The 15,400-nt window shown below is 62.9% G+C and carries 15 protein-coding genes and 1 pseudogene; 5 read left to right on the forward strand and 11 right to left on the reverse strand.

The window, feature by feature from the left end:
- Window positions 1-101: 101 nt before the first annotated feature.
- The 8 genes from EOA78_RS01670 to EOA78_RS01705 all read right to left on the reverse strand — a co-directional run bounded on the left by EOA78_RS01670 (window position 102) and on the right by EOA78_RS01705 (window position 6,251).
- Complete coding sequence (locus EOA78_RS01670; protein ID WP_127313583.1) at window positions 102-542, reverse strand: hypothetical protein; 441 nt, start codon at window positions 540-542, stop codon at window positions 102-104.
- Window positions 543-718: 176 nt separating this feature from the next.
- Entirely contained in the window at window positions 719-2,152 is a 1,434-nt protein-coding gene (locus EOA78_RS01675; RefSeq protein ID WP_127313584.1) for an ATP-binding protein, read from the reverse strand.
- Window positions 2,136-2,801, reverse strand: a complete 666-nt coding sequence (locus EOA78_RS01680) for a response regulator transcription factor (RefSeq protein ID WP_023800820.1) — start codon at window positions 2,799-2,801, stop codon at window positions 2,136-2,138. The genes EOA78_RS01675 and EOA78_RS01680 overlap by 17 nt, the downstream gene beginning before the upstream one ends.
- Window positions 2,802-2,922: 121 nt before the next feature.
- Entirely contained in the window at window positions 2,923-3,222 is a 300-nt protein-coding gene (locus tag EOA78_RS01685; protein WP_127313585.1) for a hypothetical protein, read from the reverse strand.
- Window positions 3,223-3,398: 176 nt separating this feature from the next.
- Window positions 3,399-3,809 (reverse strand): DUF3168 domain-containing protein, encoded by a 411-nt coding sequence (locus tag EOA78_RS01690; protein ID WP_127313586.1) that lies wholly within the window; start codon window positions 3,807-3,809, stop codon window positions 3,399-3,401.
- A gap of 103 nt (window positions 3,810-3,912) precedes the next feature.
- Window positions 3,913-4,179: a DUF1488 domain-containing protein gene (locus EOA78_RS01695; protein ID WP_127313587.1), complete on the reverse strand. Its 267-nt coding sequence runs from the start codon at window positions 4,177-4,179 to the stop codon at window positions 3,913-3,915.
- A 13-nt stretch (window positions 4,180-4,192) separates the two neighbouring features.
- Window positions 4,193-4,441 carry a hypothetical protein gene (locus tag EOA78_RS01700; RefSeq protein ID WP_127313588.1) on the reverse strand — a complete coding sequence of 83 codons (249 nt, stop codon included), beginning with the start codon at window positions 4,439-4,441 and terminating at the stop codon, window positions 4,193-4,195.
- A gap of 256 nt (window positions 4,442-4,697) precedes the next feature.
- Window positions 4,698-6,251 (reverse strand): trimethylamine methyltransferase family protein, encoded by a 1,554-nt coding sequence (locus EOA78_RS01705; protein ID WP_127313589.1) that lies wholly within the window; start codon window positions 6,249-6,251, stop codon window positions 4,698-4,700.
- A gap of 185 nt (window positions 6,252-6,436) precedes the next feature.
- On the opposite strand from EOA78_RS01705, the pseudogene EOA78_RS01710 reads away from it, so the two are divergent.
- The 5 genes and pseudogenes from EOA78_RS01710 to EOA78_RS01735 all read left to right on the forward strand — a co-directional run bounded on the left by EOA78_RS01710 (window position 6,437) and on the right by EOA78_RS01735 (window position 12,173).
- Window positions 6,437-7,072 (forward strand): annotated as a pseudogene (locus tag EOA78_RS01710) (TetR/AcrR family transcriptional regulator).
- Between the two features lie 147 nt (window positions 7,073-7,219).
- Complete coding sequence (locus EOA78_RS01715; protein ID WP_127313590.1) at window positions 7,220-9,379, forward strand: PBP1A family penicillin-binding protein; 2,160 nt, start codon at window positions 7,220-7,222, stop codon at window positions 9,377-9,379.
- A gap of 117 nt (window positions 9,380-9,496) precedes the next feature.
- Window positions 9,497-10,081, forward strand: coding sequence for a DUF1214 domain-containing protein (locus tag EOA78_RS01720; protein WP_127313591.1), 585 nt, complete (start codon window positions 9,497-9,499; stop codon window positions 10,079-10,081).
- Window positions 10,074-10,622 (forward strand): DUF1254 domain-containing protein, encoded by a 549-nt coding sequence (locus tag EOA78_RS01725; protein WP_127313592.1) that lies wholly within the window; start codon window positions 10,074-10,076, stop codon window positions 10,620-10,622. Before EOA78_RS01720 ends, EOA78_RS01725 begins: the two co-directional genes overlap by 8 nt.
- 531 nt (window positions 10,623-11,153) lie before the next feature.
- Entirely contained in the window at window positions 11,154-12,173 is a 1,020-nt protein-coding gene (locus tag EOA78_RS01735) for a hypothetical protein (RefSeq protein WP_164783596.1), read from the forward strand.
- 48 nt (window positions 12,174-12,221) lie between these two features.
- Here the strand turns inward: EOA78_RS01735 and EOA78_RS01740 are convergent, their stop codons facing one another.
- The 3 genes from EOA78_RS01740 to EOA78_RS01750 form a co-directional block, all read right to left on the reverse strand.
- Window positions 12,222-12,569, reverse strand: coding sequence for a DUF1491 family protein (locus tag EOA78_RS01740; RefSeq protein ID WP_127313594.1), 348 nt, complete (start codon window positions 12,567-12,569; stop codon window positions 12,222-12,224).
- Between the two features lie 89 nt (window positions 12,570-12,658).
- A complete protein-coding gene (locus tag EOA78_RS01745; RefSeq protein ID WP_127313595.1) occupies window positions 12,659-13,426 on the reverse strand; it encodes a peptidoglycan-binding protein in 768 nt (255 codons plus the stop codon).
- Window positions 13,401-15,137 (reverse strand): HAMP domain-containing sensor histidine kinase, encoded by a 1,737-nt coding sequence (locus EOA78_RS01750; RefSeq protein WP_127313596.1) that lies wholly within the window; start codon window positions 15,135-15,137, stop codon window positions 13,401-13,403. Before EOA78_RS01750 ends, EOA78_RS01745 begins: the two co-directional genes overlap by 26 nt.
- Window positions 15,138-15,400 lie beyond the last annotated feature (263 nt).

The raw sequence follows: 15,400 nt of genomic DNA on the forward strand, positions 1-15,400 counted from the left end.
GGCAGAGCCCTGCCCTGCCAACACAGGCGTCCTGCGACGCTTTGACGGCAGGTGCGTCGCATGTCCTTGATTGATGTCAACCGGACCTATCCGGCCGGTTGTTATGTCAGTGGCGTCCAGCTGCCATCGGCGTTGCGGCAAGCGGTTCCGCGCGCGGTGGCGCCGGCGGCGCCGGTAAAGACCGTATGGGTGTATTGCCGGCAGTCCTGCGAGCCGACACGATAGGGCTGGGCGGGCACGACTTCACCGTAATGCGCCGACCGATCGCTTTTCCACGTCACCCTCTGGCCGCTCGCCGTGTACTCCAGCGCCCTGTATTCCGCTTCCAGCGCCTTGCGCTTTTCGGGATCGCTCAAGCCGGTACCGATCGATCCGCTGACGAGGCCGCCCCCCATGGCGGAAATGATCGTCGTCGCGATCTTGCCGTCACTTGGCGGCGTGGCGGCCGGCTGCGGTGCCACCGTGGAGCCAGGGCTCCTGCCCAGCGTCGTGCAGCCGGAAACGGCCAGCAGTGCGGAAACGAGCGCGACGCGAATCTTCATGCCAACAACCAGTTTTCTTGAGTTAGAGCTGGGCCGCGCCATCGGGGAAGTCGGCGTGGCCATAGTGTCGATGTTTGTCGGAAATTTGGCCGCGGCCGACGGCTCCGGGACCAGTCGACATGCCGCAGTATCACGCACCGTCGATCAATGTCGACTAGCCCAGCAAAAGCATAACTCTAGTGAAGGCTCCGCAATCGAACCACCGCCTTCAACCCGCCCATGCTCGACCGTTCCAGAGCCAGAACGCCTCCATACTCGTTGACCAGGTCGGCGACGATGGCAAGTCCAAGCCCGGTCCCCGGCTTTGTCTCGTCGAGCCGCCGTCCGCGCTTCAGCGCCTCGCGCGCCTTGTCTTCGGGAATGCCCGGGCCGTCATCTTCGATGCTGATCTCGAACAGACTGCCAGCACCCTCCTTGCCGGAGATCGGCGCCACCGACACGGCGACCGCGCTCTTTGCCCATTTCATGGCGTTGTCGAGCAGATTGCCAAGCAATTCTTCCAAATCCTCGCGTTCGCCGGCAAAGACGATCTCGACTGCCGGCAGCGAAAGCGAGAGAGCGGTCTGCGGGTTGAGTTTTTGCAGCACGCGTACCATGCGCTGGACCAGCGGTGCCACCGGCGTGCGGTAGACGACGCTGTCGCGTTGTGCCGCAACGCGGGCGCGCTGCAGATAATGGTCAACCTGCTTCTGCATTGAGGCGGCCTGCTCGGCTATGAGCTGGCCCTTGGCGCCGCCGAGCGCCCGCCCCTCATTGATCAGCACCGCCAGCGGCGTCTTCAGCGAATGGGCGAGGTTGCCGACCTGCGTCCGTGAGCGCTCGACGATACGCTTGTTGTTTTCGATCAGCGCGTTGGTCTCGTTGGCGAGCGGCTCGATCTCGGCCGGGAAGCGACCGTCGAGCCTTTGCGCGGTTCCTTCGCGCACCAAAGCAAGAGCGTTCCTGACCCGACGCAATGGCTGCAGGCCCAGCAGGATGGCAATGGCGTTGATGGCGATCATGCCGACGCCGAACAGGGAAAGATAGGTCAGCAGGCGACGCTGGAAGGCGCCTATTTCCTGCTCGAGCTCGGTCTGGTTTCCCATGACACGGAAGCGCGCTGCGCGATTTTTCGCGTCGAGAACGAATTCGCTCTCGAACACTTCCAGTTCCTCGCCATCGATGCCTTCTGTCGCATAGCTGCGCTGGAAGCTGGCATTGAAAGGGACCTCGGCGACGCTTGGCGACAGGATCGCCTTGGTCATCGAGGAGGAGTGCAGCTCACCGCGCACGCCTTCCGACGCAGGCTCCACCGACCAGTACCAGCCGGAATTCGGCTCCGAGAACCGGAGGTCGCCAAGGTCGGGAGCGCCGGTCAGCGAACCGCCTTCGGACACGCCGACCGAGCCGATCAGATTGAACAGATGCGCCGACAGCAGGCTGTCGAAACCGCGCTCGCTCGCCTGGCGATAGAGGGTCGTGATCAGCGTGAAGATGACAATCAGGGTGAGTATCGCCCAGACCGTGGAAAAGGCAATCACCCGGAACGCCAGCGAACGCGGCCAGAACCGCAGTGAAAGCGGCGTTCTTGCAGTCTGTTTGAGCGGTTCCGCCTTACGCCTCCGGCTCACGCATTCGATAGCCCATGCCGCGAACGGTTTCTATCATGTCGATGCCCATCTTCTTGCGAAGCCGCCCGACAAAGACCTCGATTGTGTTGGAATCGCGGTCGAAATCCTGATCGTAAAGATGCTCGACCAGTTCGGTCCGGGACACGACCTCGCCCATATGGTGCATTAAATAGGCAAGCAGGCGGAATTCGTGCGACGTCAGCTTCAGCGGCACGCCGTCGACATCGGCCTTGGAGGCCTTGGTGTCGAGCCGCAACGGCCCGCAGGTCAACTCGGACGACGCATGGCCGGCCGCGCGCCGGATCAGCGCTCGCACCCTGGCCAGCACCTCTTCGATGTGGAACGGCTTGGTGACATAATCGTCGGCGCCGGCGTCGATGCCGGATACCTTGTCGCTCCAGCGATCGCGCGCCGTCAGAATCAGGACCGGCATCTTGCGGCCGCCGCGCCGCCAGCGCTCGACCACGCTGATGCCGTCCATCTGCGGCAAGCCAATGTCGAGCACGACGGCATCGTAGGGTTCGGTGTCGCCGAGGAAATGCCCTTCCTCACCGTCGAAAGCCCGGTCGACGACATAGCCGGCATCGACCAGCGCGTCCGATATCTGCCGGTTGAGATCCTTGTCATCTTCGACAACGAGTACGCGCATGCGGGGATCATACCTGTTGAAGAACTGGCCTGTTGAAGAGCTGCCCTGTTTGAGAAGCTGCCCTGTCGAGAAACTAGGCGTCAGATATAGGCCGATTCCAGCGCCTGGGAAACGGCAGGGATCAGTTCAGCGGAACGACGATCTCGGTGCGGCGCGGACGCTGCCCGTCCTTGCCCGGGACCAGCACGACGATGACGCAGACCGGCTGGCCACCGCGCGTCGACTGCGACGCCTTGGCCAGCGTGCCGCCACTCTGCTCGGCAACCTGCTGACCGATCGCGTAGCAGTCGGAGGCAGCCAGGACGATCGGCCGATTCTGCTCGGGCACGACGACCGGCAGCGCTGTCGCCTGCGGCGCAAACAGACCGGCAGCGCAGAGCGCCAGTGTCGCGGTTCGGAAGTGGGAGCGAAGCGTTTTCATGATCAGCGTCCTAACGCATCGGTGCTGAACGTGAAATGAACAGTGAACGCCTGCAACACATGCCTATCTCACCCCCCTGAAACGCGGAGACAACCGACCCTATGATTCGCCGCCCCAACCCGGCAAACTCATCCAAGTGCCAGTCTAGACTGTGTTGCAGCCATATTGAAAGCGCGTCAGGCGTTTTCTTCCGTCACGGCGCGAAAGCGCAGCAGCCCGTGACAGGCTGAAAGATCCTCGTCGTAACGGGCTTCGGTGAATTCGAGCCTGAGATTGGCGCGGTGATGGTCGTCGAGCGCGAGCGCCGCATCCTGGAGGCGGGTGCTGACTAGGTCCATCGCATCGAGCATTTCTTTCCTGGCCTCGGACTTCGACCAGAAATGCAGCGTGAAAAGCTGCTCGGCATCGTTCTCCATGCCTGTTGTCCAGTCGTAGACGCTGGTCCGGCCGTAGGTGACATAGGGAAACGGGACATTTTCCGGGACATGGTCAAACAGTTTTGCGCCGCCCAAGGCAGCTGACAGAAAACCGTCACCGTTCAGCGCTTCGAACAAGGCCTTCTGCAGCGCGGCAGCCGGCGCGGTCATTGTGTTCTCCCCTCGCCCGTCACGGCTGAACAGGCCTTTGTGCGTCAGCGATTCCTGCTTGCAGCGTAGCCGCGTTGAAGCTCTGGCGCCAGACGGTCGGGATTTATCGAAAATCGGCCGCTGTCAGCACATACATGCTCTTGCCGGTACGGGCATAAGCATTCCTTGCGACGTCATGTATGGGACCGACGGCCGAATCGAAAGCGGCGAGATATGTGGCTTCGGCTGTCGCCGTCCCCGGCGGTGCCGTCGAGATGGCGGCTGCATCGACAAAGAAAGAAATCTGGGACATGCCGTCATAGCCGACGAAGCGGATCCGTCGGCTCGCCTCGTCGTAGCTTCGGCTTAGGTTTGGAAATGTCAGGCTCATGACTTGACGGCCGTCAAGCGGCCCCCGCCTTCTTGACTGCGGCCCGCTTTTTCTTGGGAGCGACGGGATTGAGGGCTTCCGCCGCGCGGTCGGCCTCTTCCTTGGCCAGCCGCAGCGCCCGCAACCTTTGGGTCTTAATGGTCCTGGCCTTGGCCTCGGAAACATATTCGGCCGTAGCCTGGTTTCGCTCCGCAGTTTTCTTCTGCTTCTCCATGAAGCGGGCTTCAGCCTTTTCCGTGATACTTTGATTGAATTCCGCCATCGATAAAATATCCCTTTTTGACCGAGATGATGAAATTGCAATTCCCTCCTAAAGTAGGAGCTCTGAGCAGAAAATTCAAATTCCGAGCTATCTTTGATCGCCCAGATTCGTAAAAATAAACTGCCGAATAATACTATTCGATAGTTTCCACCAGCCCATGAACATTTTTGAGCCATCGGCTCCAAAGAGGTGAGCGGTGGCACCTCACGTGCGCTGGCAGCACCCGCGTCCCCTTTGACGCAGTTACTGAATCAGATCACGACACCGGTGCTGCGCCACCCTCTTCCGTGCGCCGCGCGATGAATTCGTCGAGAACACCTGATGTGGCAGCGGCGGAAGCCGGCGGCCGAAAATCGGCAAGCAGCCGTTTCCAGATGCCGGTCGCGCGCTCCGTGGCGGTTCTTGACCCGGCCTGCGTCCAGTTGCCGAAATTCGACCAGTCGGCGACCAGCGGCTCGTAGAATGCGGTGCGGTAGCGCGCCATTGTGTGCCCGGCCGAGAAGAAATGCCCACCCGGCTGCACTTCAGCGATAGCCTCAAAGCCGATCGCGTCCTCGTCGCCGGGCGTCGCCGCGCAGAGTTCGGCGACCGTCTGCAGCGCCTCGACGTCGGTGATCAGCTTCTCGAAAGAGACGCTCAAGCCGCCTTCGAGCCAGCCCGCGGCATGGATGCAGACCGTTGCACCCGCAAGCACCGAGCCCCACAGCGCGAACTGCGTTTCGTGGGCCGCCTGCGCGTCCGATATGTTGGCGGCGCTGCCGCCGCCGGACCGCCAAGGAAGACCGGTGAAGCGAGCAAGCTGACCGGCGCCGAGCGTCGCCTTGACGTGCTCCGGCGTGCCGAACGCCGGCGCCCCCGACTTCATGTCGACATTGGAGGAGAAGGAACCATAGACGACCGGCGTACCCGGCCGCACGATCTGGGCCAGCGTCAGCCCGGCCAGCGCTTCGGCGTGCTGCAGCGTCAGCGCGCCGGCCACAGTGATCGGCGCCATCGCGCCGGCCAGGCAGAAGGGCGTGATGATCAACACCTGCCCCGCCCTGGCAAAGTCGATGATGCCTTGCGCCATCGGAATGTCGAGCTGGCGAGGCGAATTGGTGTTGATGACGGTGTAGCAATGAGCGCCCAAACGGAATTCGTCCTCGGACAGGCCGCGCGCCAGCCGCAGCATCTCGAAGCCGTCCTCCACCTGCGGCGTGCCGCGCGCGAAGACGAACGGCAACTTGTCCGACAGCGTCAGCTGCGCGCGGTTGACTGCATAGTGGCGGAAGCGGTTGTCGATGTCCTGCGGCTCGATGCAGGGTCCCAGCATGTGCAGCACGTCGAAATGCTGCACCAGGCGGATGAAATCTTCGAAAGCGGCAAGCGTTCCCGGCCGCCGGCCGCGCTCTAGATCGGTGACGTTCGGCGCCCCGGATCCCGCCAGAAACGTCATCGAGCCGAGCTCGAGCGTCAGGTCGCGGGCACGGTCGCCGGCATGGACGCGGATCGATTTCGGCGCCGAGGCCAGTGCCGCCGCGACGATGTCGCGACCGATGCGCACCATCTGGCTGTCCTCGTCAACCAGCGCGCCGGCACGGGCAAGCATGGTGCGCGCCTCCGGCAGCAGCACCTTGACGCCGAGCTCCTCGAGTACGCGCAGCGCCGTGTCGTGGATCGCGGCGACCTGGTCGACCGAAAAGATCGGCTGCGGCAGGAACGGGTTCTTCAGCGAGCGATAGTCCGGCCGGCGGCTGGTCTCGCTGCCGGCCTCGCCGGTTCGTCCGCGCCTGCGCTCGCGCCTGAGATCACGTGCGGCGTCGTCGATCATGGCGGATACTCCTCATTGCCGTATGCTTGCCGTATTGCCCTGCCCCTGGGGATCGTAGGGAGAAGCCGCGAGGACGCGCGCGCCGGCCGCTCGGCGCAGTTCGTTGAGTTGGGCAGGATACTTGCACTGTACATATGTGTCTAGTACGGTTGTATGCAGCTCCCCCTCATGCCTGTTGTGCGGCCATGATCATGAATGCTCCGCAGGACGAGCCGGCGCCCGGCAACATCAAGGTGACGCGCTGGGACTGGATCAGTCTTGCGCTCCACACGTTGATTTCAGATGGCATCGAAAGCGTGCGCGTGCTGCCGCTCGGCCAGAAGCTCGGCGTCTCGCGCTCAAGTTTCTACTGGTATTTCGAGAGCCGTCAGGATCTGCTCTAGTTGCTTGCCCATTGGCGGGACACCAACACCAGGGCGATCGTCGAACGCGCACAGCGGCCGGCAGAAAGTATCATCATGGGGGTCATGAACGTGTTCGAATGCTGGGCGGACGAACGCCTGTTCGATCCCAGGCTCGACTTCGCCATCCGGGAATGGGCGCGGCGCTCCGACGACGTGCGCCGGGCCATCGACCAGGCCGACAATGACCGACTGGGCGCGATCCGTGACATGTATCGCCGGCATGGCTACGGCGAAGAGGATGCCTTCATCCGCGCCCGTGTGCTCTACTACATGCAGATCGGCTATTATGTGCTCGACCTCAAGGAACCGGTCGAGGCGAGGGTCAGTTATCTCGCCGCCTATCTGCGCAGTTTCACCGGCCAGGAGCCAAGCGATGCCGACGTGGCGCATTTCATGCGCTTTATCGCGGCGCGGTAGGTGGATGCGAGGTGGCATGCGCGACCCTAGTATCAACAAACTGTACCTCGAAAGCTTCCCTCACCCTTGTGAGCGAGGCCAAAATGGACAAATAGTCTGGTACGAGTGCCGCTTCTCAGTGGGGCGTAGCCGCAGCCGGATCTTGGAATGGCCAGTCCTTTGAAATCACGCAAGAGAAGGGGTCCGATTGCCGCAAGGCTGCTGGCGGCGGATGCGTGGTTCGATTCCTCGCTCTACGAGACCGGCTTCAAGTCGCGCCGGTTCTGGGAAGCGGCCACCATTTTTTTCCGGCGCTTCCGCGTCTCCGGCTGGCGCCGCGGCATCATCGAACTGTTGAGCGAAGGCTTCACGCTCGGCGCTGGCGGCATCGTCGTCATGCTGGCACTTGCTTTGCCGGCCTTCCAGGAAACCGCCGGCGACTGGCGCGCCCAGGGCGATTTCGCCATCACCTTCCTCGACCGCTACGGCAATGAGATCGGCCAGCGCGGCATCATCCAGCGCGATTCGGTGCCGGTCGACGAGATGCCCGATCAGGTCATCAAGGCGGTGCTGGCCACCGAGGATCGGCGTTTCTTCGATCACTACGGCATCGACGCGCTCGGCCTTTCGCGCGCGATCTTCGCGAACGTGCGGGCGAATTCCGTGGTGCAGGGCGGCTCGAGCATCACCCAGCAGCTGGCCAAGAACCTGTTCCTGACCAATGAACGGACGTTGGAACGGAAGGTCAAGGAAGCCTTCCTGGCGCTGTGGCTCGAGGCCAATCTGTCGAAGAAGGAGATCCTGCAGCTCTATCTCGACCGCGTCTATATGGGCGGCGGCACGTTCGGCATCGAAGCGGCCGCCGATTTCTATTTCGGCAAAAGCGTCAAGGATGTGAACCTCGCCGAAGCGGCGATGCTGGCCGGCCTGTTCAAGGCACCGACCAAATACGCGCCGCACATTAACCTGCCTGCTGCCAGGGCGCGGGCCAATGTGGTGCTGTCGAATCTCGTCGAAGGCGGCTTCATGAGCGAGGGTCAGGTGCTGCAGGCGCGGCTGCATCCGGCTGAAATCGTCGACCGCGGCGAGCAGAAGAGCCCGGATTACTACCTCGACTGGGCATTCGAAGAGGTCAAGAAGATCGCCGCGAAGTCCGGCCAGCATTCGCTGGTCGCCCACACCACTTTCGACGCCAACATCCAGAAGGCGGCGGAAGAATCGATGGAGTTCCATCTCCGCCAGTTCGGCAAGGAATACAACGTCACCGAAGGCGCCATGGTCGTCATCGAAACCAATGGCGCAGTCAGGGCGATCGTCGGCGGCCGCGACTACGGTGCCAGCCAGTTCAACCGCGCCACCAAGGCGCTGCGCCAGAGCGGCTCATCGTTTAAACCCTACGTATACGCAACGGCGATGGAGCACGGCTTCACGCCGGATTCCGTCGTTTCCGGCGCGCCGATCTCCTGGGGTGCCTGGTCGCCGCACAATTACAATGACGGACGGGCCGGCAAGGTCACGCTGATCACGGCGATGGCCAAATCGGTCAACACCGTGCCGGTGCGGCTGGCCAAGAATCATCTCGGCATCGGGCCGATCAAGGCGATGGCGGAAGCCATGGGCGTCGAATCGCCGCTCGAATCGCACAAGACGATGGTGCTCGGCACATCGGGCATGACCGTGATGGACCAGGCGACAGGCTATAGCGTGTTCGCCCAGAATGGCTTTGTCGGCTCCCGGCATGGCATCACCCAGCTCGTCACCCGTACCGGCGAGGTGGTTTACGATTTCGCCAAGGATGCGCCGCCGCCGCGCCGTGTGCTCTCGGAACAGGCGCTGAAATCTATGAACACCATGCTGGCGGCGGTGCCGGTGATGGGCACGGCGCGGCGCGCTGCCCTTCCCGATATCGTTTCGGCCGGCAAGACCGGCACTACGCAGTCTTACCGCGACGCCTGGTATGTCGGATTCACAGGCAACTACACGGCTGCCGTGTGGCTCGGCAATGACGACTTCACCCCGACCAACAACATGACCGGCGGCTCGCTGCCGGCGATGGTTTGGCAGCGGCTGATGGTCTATGCGCACCAGAATATCGATCTCAAGCCGATCCCCGGCCTCGATCATCCCTTCGTCGACGAAGAGATCGCCGCCAAGGCCGAGGAAGCGGAAAAGAAGAGTGCCGAGCAGGCAGCGGCCGACACCGCCGCCGAGCGGCCGCCGGTGCTGTCCAGCCAGACGACGCGGGCGCTCAGGGACATCACAAGGCTGTTCCAGTCGGCGCCCGTCCTCCAGGCGCCTGCGACGCCGGAGACCCTGTCGGCGCTTTGATGCCGGCACGACGGGCCAGGCCATCCCTCGCGCCGGCAATTCCACAGGGGTCCGCTTGCCATCGCCCCCTGCCCCGCGATATCCCCGAGCGGCACTCCCTCTTTCCCGCGGCTCTTCATGCTCAAGAACGCATTCCTGACGCTCCTCGCGCTTGCCATAGCCATCGGAGGCGGCGGCGGCAGCGTCTGGTACGCGCTCAAGACGCAGGATGGCATTGGCGCGATCAGGATCGGCCAATGGACGGCGTTTCCCGATATCGGCACGCAGGCGGCGGATCCCTATTCGAAAGCCCGCGTGGCGCGCGAGGGTGTCCTTGCACTCGGGCAGGCAGAAGGCCTGTCGTTTGTCGCCGAACGCGATTCCGATGGCGAACAATTGAAACGCCAATGCGCCTATGAAATCGAAGGCGGATTTCCCACAGCCCGATTCTGGACCCTCTATGCCGCCGATCGGTCGCTCGGCGTGGTCGAGACCGGCAAGCCAAGGCTTGCAGCACTTCAGTCCTACCAGGTGCTGCGCCAGCCCGACAATTCCGTGCTTATTTCCGTCAGCAACCGCCCCGCGCCCGGCAACTGGCTGCTTTCCGACGGCTTCGGCCGGATGTATCTCGTGCTGACATTCTACGACACGCCGATCGCCAGCAGCACGGGCCTTTCGGATGTCACGCTGCCGCGGATCGTGAAGGTCGGCTGCAATGCGTAGGCTGCTGCACGCGATCTTGCTCGGCCTGCTTGGCGCCGGCATCGTACACATCATCGTGCTGCTGCTCGTCTCGGAATTTTCCGAACGCAATGCCTGGTCGCGGCTGGCCATGGCCTCCGACCTTTATCGGATGACCAGGCTGGACGCTGAGGCCGGCGGTACGCCAGTGGTGAAATCCGTCGATCCGTTGTTTTATGCCGCGGCCTGCCGCTTCGATCTGTCCGACGGGATGGTTCGGGTGAAGGCACCGGGAAACGTCCCGTTCTGGTCCGTATCGGTCTATGACCGCAGCGGGCATAACATCTACTCCTTCAACGACCATAGTGCGACCGGAAGGGTGCTGGACAGTATCGTACTGACGCCGGCCCAGATGATCGAGATCCGCAAGGATCTCCCGGAGGAATTGCAAGGAGCAATCTTCGTCGAGGCGCCCATCGACGAAGGCATGTTCGTCATCCGCTCGTTCGTGCCCGACGACAGCTGGAAGCCGATCGTGTCGCGGTTTCTCGAGCAGAGTTCCTGCGAGCTGCAGGATTTCTGACGTCAACCGAAGTACGCGGCGGCCGGTTTTCCAGCCTGCAGCGATTCAAAGTTAGAGGCTCCTGTACGCGCCGAACAGGGCGCGCGGCGCCTAATGATGCGGAACAGGCATCGTCCCCGACGATCCCGGCATCGTCCCCGACGAGCCCGGCATCGTCCTTGACGAGCCCGGCTTGTCCGGACCGCCGCCTGGCCGCGTTTCGCCCGTCCGTGGCTCGTAGCGGACGCCGGGGAAAATGATCACCGCTGCCGGGGTTCCGGTGTTTCGTTCTGCTTGATTGGTTGCCGCGGTTCGCGGCACGAAAGACAGTACCATGCCCATGGTTCGTGCATTCCTCTCGGTTGCCCCGGAGCACAACGCAACGCCTCCAATCTGATTAAGGAGCCAGTAGGTTAACGGAACGCTAACGGATCGCCGCTAATTTGATGTTTGTTTTGGGGTCAGGAAGTTCTGACCCGAGGCAAATGCGAAACCGACACAGTCCCGGTCGAGCATGGTCCAGATTGTGTCGAGTGTTCAGGCGTATCCTTCGTGTCAGCTTCGGATTTCAGGCAAATCGCTATACGGGCTGAATCGGGAAAGGCCGAAAGGCTGTTCCGCGCCGCGGTGTCGGCGTTCTGTTCGCTCACCCGCCCTTCGCGCCGGGAGATCGCGCAACTTGAGGATCTGACGCTTCCGCTTTTCGCCAATGTGTCGGTCGAATCGCGCCGCTACGTCGCCGCCGCCCTTTCCGAATGCGAATATGCGCCCGCTGCGCTGGTCCGGCGGCTTTGCGAGGAGCCGGTCGACGTTGCCGCGCCATTGCTCATCCGCTCGTGCGCGCTCAGCGATATCGACCTGATCGCGCTGATCGGACGGCACGGCCTGCCGCATGCGCGCGCCATCGCGCGCCGCAAGGATCTGAACCCGACCATCGCCCAGCTGATCAGGGCGCTTGAAAAGCCGACGCTGGTGAGCGTGCGGCAGCCGGAGGCAATCGCCGGGACGGCGCCTGAAAGCGCCGAGATCGTCGCGCCCAGCCCCGACAGCCAGCAGGTGCCCGGCGCCGCCGCCGAAAATGCACGGCGCCGGCTGCGGTCGTTGATGCGCGCCGATGCTGAGAGCGGCGGCGCGACCGTCAATCCGTTCGCCGGCGCTGAAACCTATGTCAAACTGCGCGAGACGGCGCTGACCGGAAACGCCGCATTCTTCCAGACAGCACTGGCCGACGCGCTCGAAATCGATTTTTCAACGGCGCGGGCGCTCACCGCAAACCAGAACTACACGTCGCTGCTGGCCGTTCTGCGCGCGCTTGATTTCGGCGAAGAGAGGGCATTCCTGATCACCGCCGCCGTCTATCCCACAGAGTTTCCGCATCCGCAGGCCATCCGCATCTTTCTCGACCGCTACCGACTGCTGCATCGCGACGCGGCGCTGGACAGGCTACGCGGCTGGAAGGCCGAGACACTGTCGAAGGCCATTCGCAATGCCGGACCCATCGCGGCGAACGCCGACATCCGCAAAGCGGACAGCGAGAATGCTGCCGCCAGGCCTAAGGCGCGTCGCGTCTGAACGAAATTCAGGCGAACGCTTTAAGCCTCTGTTTTCATCCATAATCGTTTAGAGCGACTTGACGGAAATAAGTTCCTCGACGGGAACCGCGCCGGCCTCGATCTCGACCACCCAGATGTCGGGATCGAATTTCTTCTCCCTTTCCAGTCGCGCGTCAAAGACGGCGGCATCGTCGCCGGCGCCGAGCAGACTGAAGAAACGGTCGTCGGGTTTGGCTGAATCGTAGCTCGTCTGTGGCGCCGGTCCAAACAAAGCAACCTCGCCCAGGCGGCCACGCGCCAGCACGAAGACGGCGCCGGCCTCAGTTGCGCCGCGCTTGACCACGGCGGCGAATCCGCCGGCGCCGAAAACCCGGCGCAATAGTGCCGACACCCACAGGTCGGTGGTTACGCGCATTACAAAACTCCGGATGAGATCCGGATGCTGTTTAGCGAGGTTTTCGCCAATCCGCGAGCGATCGCTTCGACCATTAGTAGGCCAAAGCCTCAGTTGGTCAGGCCGATCTCGCGCATCTTGACGTAGACAACCTCGTCGGGCTCGCCGGTCTCCGGCAGCCCGAACAGCGACTGGAACTCCTTGATCGCTGCCTTGGTGCGGGCCCCGACCACGCCATCGAGCTGCATGTCGTCATTGCCGAATGCCTTCAGCCCGGCCTGGATTTTGATGATGCGGGCATCGGGTGCCTGCACCGGCGCATCTGCCGGCGCCGAAGCGGAGACGGGAATTGCGGCCATGTCGTCCGGACGAGGTGCCGGATGCGGCACGACCGTCGAGGCGGTTGGCGTGGCGCCCAGCTGATCGAGCAGAACGCTGTCGATCTCGCCGGAAGCGCTAAGCCCGACTTTCTGCTGATAGGCTTGTATGGCCTTACGCGTGTTGGGGCCGGAAATGCCGTCGACGGTGCCGGAATAGAAGTCCAGATCCTTCAATATGCCCTGGATCTGCTCGACGACCGGATCGCTCTTGATCGGAGCCGAGCCCGGCCGCACGATGTTGATGGTGGTTTCGGGTTCGTCGGCGCCGGCTCGAGGAAAGCCCTCGATGCTCCTGGTCGCGAAAAACGCGCCGGCATGAGGAAAAGGCTGATACCACAGGGCATTCGCCGAGACGTAGAACAGCGTCACCAGGAAGGCGGTCGAACCGCCGACCAGAACCGGATTGCGCGAGATCAGGCTGCCGACGGCGACCGCGCTACCTTGGAAGGCATTGCCACGGCGCTTGACCGCCTTAGGCTGTTTTGCGGAGCGAGCCATGCCTGTCCCCCTTCGTCTCCGCCTTGGCTGCAGGCATCGGCAGCACGCCGGGCTTGTCGGTCGAACGTGCCTTCGGTCCGTTCACCGGCAAGCTGATCGTGACCGTGGTGCCCTCGCCCGGCATGCTTTCGATCGACATCGTGCCCTCGTGCAGCGCCACAAGGCCCTTTACCAGCGACAGGCCGAGCCCGGTTCCCTCGAAGCGGCGCGTATAGTCGTTCTGGATCTGCATGAACGGCTTGCCGAGATTGGCAAAGTCTTCCTCGGCGATGCCGATACCGGTGTCCCTGACCCAGAAATGCAGTCGCGAGCCGATCCGCTTGGCGCCGACGACGACATCGCCCCCATCGGGCGTGAACTTGATGGCATTGGAGACCAGGTTGATGAGTATCTGCTGCACGGCACGACGATCAGCGTTTATCTCGCCTGCATCCGGTGCGATCTGAGCCTGCAGATCGATGTTCTTTGCCTCGGCCTGCAGCCGCATCATCGACTGGCACATTTCGACGGCTTCCACGAAACGGAACGGTTCCGGCTCGGTTGCGTAGGCGCCGGCTTCGATCCTCGACACGTCGAGTATCGAGGTGACGACGGCAAGCAAATGCTGGCCGGACTCCTTGACCAGACCGACATATTCCTTCTGGCGCGGATCCTTGAAGGTGCCGAACATCTCATGCAGCAGCATGTCGGAAAAACCGATGATGGCGTTCAACGGCGTGCGAAGCTCGTGGCTGACGACCGCCAGAAACCGTCCCTTCGCCACTTCGGCAGACGCGGCCGCCTCTTTCGCAGCGGCAAGCTCTTCGCGCAAGCCGGCGAGTTCGTCGTTTTCGCGCAGAACGAGCGTGAAGACATCCTCATGCTCCGCCCGCATCAGCTCAAGGGAAAACGGCCGGTAGTTGTCCGCCGTCGGGCCATGGCCGTTTTGCGGCAGCCGAACGCGAAGATCAAGCCGGCGCGCCGACGCGCCGTCGCGCATGTCGGCCAGCGCGCTGAGGTATGCGACGCGATCGGACAGATGGATACGGTCGAACAGGCCGGTACCGAACAGCAGTTCCGGCTGCAGTTTCAGGATCGTGCGCGCCTTTGCCGACGCATCCAGTACCTCGCCATGCCTGCCGGCCCGCAGGACAACGGCGTCGATGATGTTCTCGAGCCGGTCATCGGTCGCCGGATCTAGCTGCGCGCCGGCCGGGCTGCCAAGTGCTGCGACGCGGGGAACGAGGGTGAGCGCCCAAGCCAGCGGCAGCAGCCAGTGCCAAGCAGCGATTTCCGCCGGGCCGAACGGGAAAACAGAACCGGCAAAAGCCTGCAGCAGGATAGCGACAAATGCGGATGCGGCACCCCAGAGTGCAGCGCGACGAGACGCGCCGATCCACCAGGCTTCGAACGGCAGCGCCACGACAAGCATGGCGGCCGGCGAGGCCATCCCGCCGGCCGCGGCAATGACACCGGCAAGAGCAAGACTGCCCATCACCAGGGCGACCTGGCCGGCGAACGCCATCTTGCCCGATGCTGCCACCAGCAAGGCAGCAAACCAGCAGAGGCCGAATGTCGCAAAGATCGCAGCCATGGTCACGGCCACGCCCATGCCCGAGGTGACCAGCGTGACTGCTGCACCTGCGGTAAAGAACGGAGCGGCCAGCATGACACCGATAAACCGCCCCTGGCACCGGCGGTCGTTCTTTCCGAGGATCGACGGATGAACCATACGTTCGCAACCGGCTGCCATCGCGCCGGGCAACTCAACGTATCTGGCCCTTATCGAACTCACTCAACGCACTCGCACCTGGTCGTGAACAGCCCTGCTTCGCAGGTTGCTTTTGTTGATCTGAAACTCGCATCCAGCGTTTAAGGAATGGATAAGGCGGGACCGATCAATGCCCGGCCGGAGGAAAATATTGGGAGGCCGGCGCGGCAAAACCTTGGCAATTGCGGCCATAGTAAATGGAGTGTTATTCGGGCGGACCGCCC

Source organism: Mesorhizobium sp. M5C.F.Cr.IN.023.01.1.1, from assembly GCF_003997585.1.
In the GTDB taxonomy this organism is placed as follows: Bacteria; Pseudomonadota; Alphaproteobacteria; order Rhizobiales; family Rhizobiaceae; genus Mesorhizobium; species Mesorhizobium wenxiniae.

Bases quoted from the DNA above. Each gene is read 5' to 3' on its own strand.
- EOA78_RS01670 (WP_127313583.1), bottom strand. From the start codon at position 542: ATGAAGATTCGCGTCGCGCTCGTTTCCGCACTGCTGGCCGTTTCCGGC.
- EOA78_RS01680 (WP_023800820.1), bottom strand. From the start codon at position 2,801: ATGCGCGTACTCGTTGTCGAAGATGACAAGGATCTCAACCGGCAGATA.
- EOA78_RS01685 (WP_127313585.1), bottom strand. From the start codon at position 3,222: ATGAAAACGCTTCGCTCCCACTTCCGAACCGCGACACTGGCGCTCTGC.
- EOA78_RS01690 (WP_127313586.1), bottom strand. From the start codon at position 3,809: ATGACCGCGCCGGCTGCCGCGCTGCAGAAGGCCTTGTTCGAAGCGCTG.
- EOA78_RS01695 (WP_127313587.1), bottom strand. From the start codon at position 4,179: ATGAGCCTGACATTTCCAAACCTAAGCCGAAGCTACGACGAGGCGAGC.
- EOA78_RS01700 (WP_127313588.1), bottom strand. From the start codon at position 4,441: ATGGCGGAATTCAATCAAAGTATCACGGAAAAGGCTGAAGCCCGCTTC.
- EOA78_RS01705 (WP_127313589.1), bottom strand. From the start codon at position 6,251: ATGATCGACGACGCCGCACGTGATCTCAGGCGCGAGCGCAGGCGCGGA.
- EOA78_RS01715 (WP_127313590.1), top strand. From the start codon at position 7,220: ATGGCCAGTCCTTTGAAATCACGCAAGAGAAGGGGTCCGATTGCCGCA.
- EOA78_RS01720 (WP_127313591.1), top strand. From the start codon at position 9,497: ATGCTCAAGAACGCATTCCTGACGCTCCTCGCGCTTGCCATAGCCATC.
- EOA78_RS01725 (WP_127313592.1), top strand. From the start codon at position 10,074: ATGCGTAGGCTGCTGCACGCGATCTTGCTCGGCCTGCTTGGCGCCGGC.
- EOA78_RS01740 (WP_127313594.1), bottom strand. From the start codon at position 12,569: ATGCGCGTAACCACCGACCTGTGGGTGTCGGCACTATTGCGCCGGGTT.
- EOA78_RS01745 (WP_127313595.1), bottom strand. From the start codon at position 13,426: ATGGCTCGCTCCGCAAAACAGCCTAAGGCGGTCAAGCGCCGTGGCAAT.
- EOA78_RS01750 (WP_127313596.1), bottom strand. From the start codon at position 15,137: ATGGTTCATCCGTCGATCCTCGGAAAGAACGACCGCCGGTGCCAGGGG.